This window comes from Mesorhizobium sp. M4A.F.Ca.ET.050.02.1.1 (assembly GCF_003997725.1).
In the GTDB taxonomy this organism is placed as follows: Bacteria; Pseudomonadota; Alphaproteobacteria; order Rhizobiales; family Rhizobiaceae; genus Mesorhizobium.
The window spans coordinates 1-3,112 of the sequence record NZ_RZSG01000711.1 but is presented as its reverse complement, the minus strand read 5'-3'; the positions used below and the strand labels follow the sequence as shown (position 1 = coordinate 3,112).

At 60.3% G+C, this 3,112-nt stretch carries 3 protein-coding genes; 1 reads left to right on the top strand and 2 read right to left on the bottom strand.

Translation table 11 applies throughout. The features are described from left to right. Positions 1-687 precede the first annotated feature (687 nt). Positions 688-1,476, bottom strand: coding sequence for an undecaprenyl/decaprenyl-phosphate alpha-N-acetylglucosaminyl 1-phosphate transferase (locus EOA33_RS29795; protein WP_245482472.1), 789 nt, complete (start codon positions 1,474-1,476; stop codon positions 688-690). Then, entirely contained in the window at positions 1,473-2,486 is a 1,014-nt protein-coding gene (locus EOA33_RS29790; RefSeq protein WP_189407552.1) for an NAD-dependent epimerase/dehydratase family protein, read from the bottom strand. Before EOA33_RS29790 ends, EOA33_RS29795 begins: the two co-directional genes overlap by 4 nt. Positions 2,487-2,890: 404 nt before the next feature. Here EOA33_RS29790 and EOA33_RS29785 point away from each other — a divergent pair. Then, on the top strand, positions 2,891-3,112 hold a 222-nt coding region (locus EOA33_RS29785; RefSeq protein WP_210212625.1), incomplete at its 3' end, for an acyltransferase.

Sequence of the window (3,112 nt, the reverse complement as noted above, 5' to 3'; positions counted from 1 at the left end):
CTTGTGGCAAGGTGCACTTAATGCCAACATGGTTATCGCGCACGAAAACGTGCTCAACGACGTTCTCAGAAAAGTATTTGAAGATCATCCTCATTAGGTAAGTCGCCCCAGTTCCGCGGCATTGATATCCTAAGCAGTGGTGCCGCGAAAGGGGCGGTAGATCAGATCAAGGCGCCAGAGTGCTTCACCGCCGAACTAGCGAATCTCTCTTATCGGAGCGGGCTGTGAAAATCGGGCACGGGGGCGGACCCATGACCGGATCTCCGCCTTACCGGGAGCGGGCCTACGCCCCATCCCTTCATCCCGAGGACGTGCGGGCACGTCCTTCTTTTCCCCGACGTCATGTCGGGCGCGTGCCGACTATCTCTGGATGGTCCGGAACGTGGCGCAGGAAAATGCCGTCAAGGGCAGCTTGCGCGGCCTTGGCCGCGACGACCTCAGCAGGCTCCGCGCGACGGTCGTCATGCGGCGCAAACGAGTCGCTTCGCCTGATTGCTCCACCGACTGCGTTTGGCTCCGGCTGCAGCATGCTCAATGACCCCTATGGCGGCGCAAAGCTGCCGATCGTTCGCGCGCGAAAACTGTCGGAAGGGATAGAGAGCGGACGGCAGATTCCGCCGACCAAATGACAATAGCGGAGTTGTGCCAGGATCCGATGTAAACCCAGTTTCGCATCTCATCCGCGAGTTAAGGATTTTGCCAGGCAGTAAACGCGAGCCCCAGCGCCAAGGCCATTGCCGCATACAGGACAGGCAGAGCCTTGCTGCCCACGCCGATGCGCAACAGAGCATGACCAAGATGGTCAGTGCCGCCGATCCACGGCCGCCGTCCCTCGCGCAGGCGGCGGATAATTACGAACGCCGCATCGGTCAATGGAACCGCAATCCACGCCAGTGAAGAGCCTGGCCCTCTTTCTGACGCGAGAAGGATAATCGCTGCGCCGAGCAGAAGGCTGCCACTATCGCCCATGAAGATACGCGCAGGCGGATAGTTTAAGCAGAGAAAGCCCATGCAGGCTCCCGCGCCGGCCATTCCGATATCCCCACCGAGGCCGAAGAACGCGGCCGCGGCCGCGCCGGCAGCGAGTCCGTCGGCGTGATCGAGCATGTTGACCGCATTGCAGGATACCCAGACGACGATCGGTAGCCACCACACACCTGTCATGACCCCGGCAAGTATAGCTCCCGCCGTCAGCGCCGCCGCCTTGGAACCTGCGGAAAGCGACCTGACATCATCGAGAGCGCCGAGCAGGCAAAAAAGGGCCAGTAGGATGATATGGCTGACCGGAAGCCACGGTGACATGGCTATCAGCAGCGCAGGGCCCGCAAGACGCGGAACCTCGCCTGATGTATGCCATCGGTCGACCTTCACCTTCGAGACCGCCCCGATACGCTTGGCAAGAAAAGCGAACAGCCAAACACAGGGAATAGCGAGGAGCAGCGCCCCGATGAACGGGACCAATGAACCAAGCGTCAAGCAATCACTCGTTCGGTACGCATGTGCTCGATGCAATCCATGATCGTCTGCTTCGTGCTTCGCAGCGCACGCCATCCTGTCATCGCGGTCAATAGACCTGTATCCGGAACGCGGTCATACGTTGCAGCGAACCTGTCCCCATAGACCGCGTTGGATGGCTTCATGACGATCGGCGCGTTCGTCTCGGTGGCTTCAACGACCATCCTCGCGAGTTTTCCGATCTGAACCGCTTCGCTGCCTCCCAGATTTACAGGCCGCCCCTGCAGCGAGCGACATTGCATAACCAAGAGCAATCCTTCCGCGGCGTCCGCCACATGCAGGAATGCCCTCCTCTGCTCGCCGTCGTCGTGGACTACCAGGGCCTCGCCCCGTAAGGCGGCGTTGACAAAAACCGGCAACACGAGACCTGTCGCCGAACGCTGCCGCGGCCCAGCCATGTTGAATGGTCGAACAATCCAGGCAGGGATGCCGAAATCGAAAAGCAGGCCGGCGACCAGATGCTCGACCGCTGCCTTGGCGGCCGCATAGCCCCATCGAGGTCGAATATCTGTCATCACAGGGTCGGACTCGGTGATGGGACGGTCACGTCCTGAGCCGTAGACTTCCGAACTCGACGTATAGAGAAGGGGGCGCCTGTGCAGCCGGCATGCCTCGACAATCGAACAACCGGACTCGAGAATGCCGCTGGTAACGGCAAAACGTTCCTTGTGGGCGCGCTGAACCCCGATCGGGCTCGCAAGGTGGAACACGGCGTCTGCCTGCCCAACCTCGTCCCGAACCGCCGCGTTGAACGCCGGATCGCCAACCCTGAAAGCGCGAACGGTCAGCCGGGGATCGCCCACGGGCAGATTGCTGAGCAGGCCGTTCGAAAGATCGTCGATCACCGTTACGCTGCAGTGGCGCGCAAGCAAGAGATCGACCAGTGCCGATCCGAGAAACCCCGCGCCGCCTGTCACCAGGACATGCGTCCGCGGGCCGAATTCAACCATGTACGCGCTATGGCTGTCCATCGTGCCGCCCTCCAGTATGGCCCTGTCCTCGCTCCGCATGGGCCATGCCCTTCTATACAGTCAAGGACACCGTAAACAACTTGTTTTTCTAGCGGCCAACAGAGTTTTAGCAGTCATCGGGATGTGGACGGACAATGATGCCGCCCGCGTTACCCCGAGCCGGATGCCCCTGCCCGTATGGATATAGCTGATGCCAGGTTTCCGCGCTCCTGTGCGGGTTCTTACAGGAAAAACAATTGTGGCCGTTCCCACGTTTCTCATAGATCGGCACTGCATTATCTATTGGTAATATATGGATTTATCTGTGGGGAATCACACGGTGGGCTGCGCTAATGCGAGCGACCCCTCGACTCGGGCGGTTTAGTCAGGTTACGACGTGAAGCGGAGCGCCGCAGGGGGACGTGGTGGAGTCTGACTATAGGCCCGACATCGACGGCTTGCGCGCAATTGCGGTGATCGCCGTAATCCTTTTTCATTTCGGCGCGCCGAGGTTCCCCGGCGGTTTCGTTGGCGTCGACATATTCTTTGTGATCTCGGGCTACCTGATCACCCGGCTGCTGCTCGCCAAAGGCAGCGAGCTGTCGATAGTTGAATTCTATGGCCGCCGCATGCGGCGCATTCTCCCG

What these genes read in the sequence shown, in the direction of transcription:
- EOA33_RS29790 (WP_189407552.1), bottom strand. Translation starts at nt 2,486, where the DNA reads ATGGACAGCCATAGCGCGTACATGGTTGAATTCGGCCCGCGGACGCAT.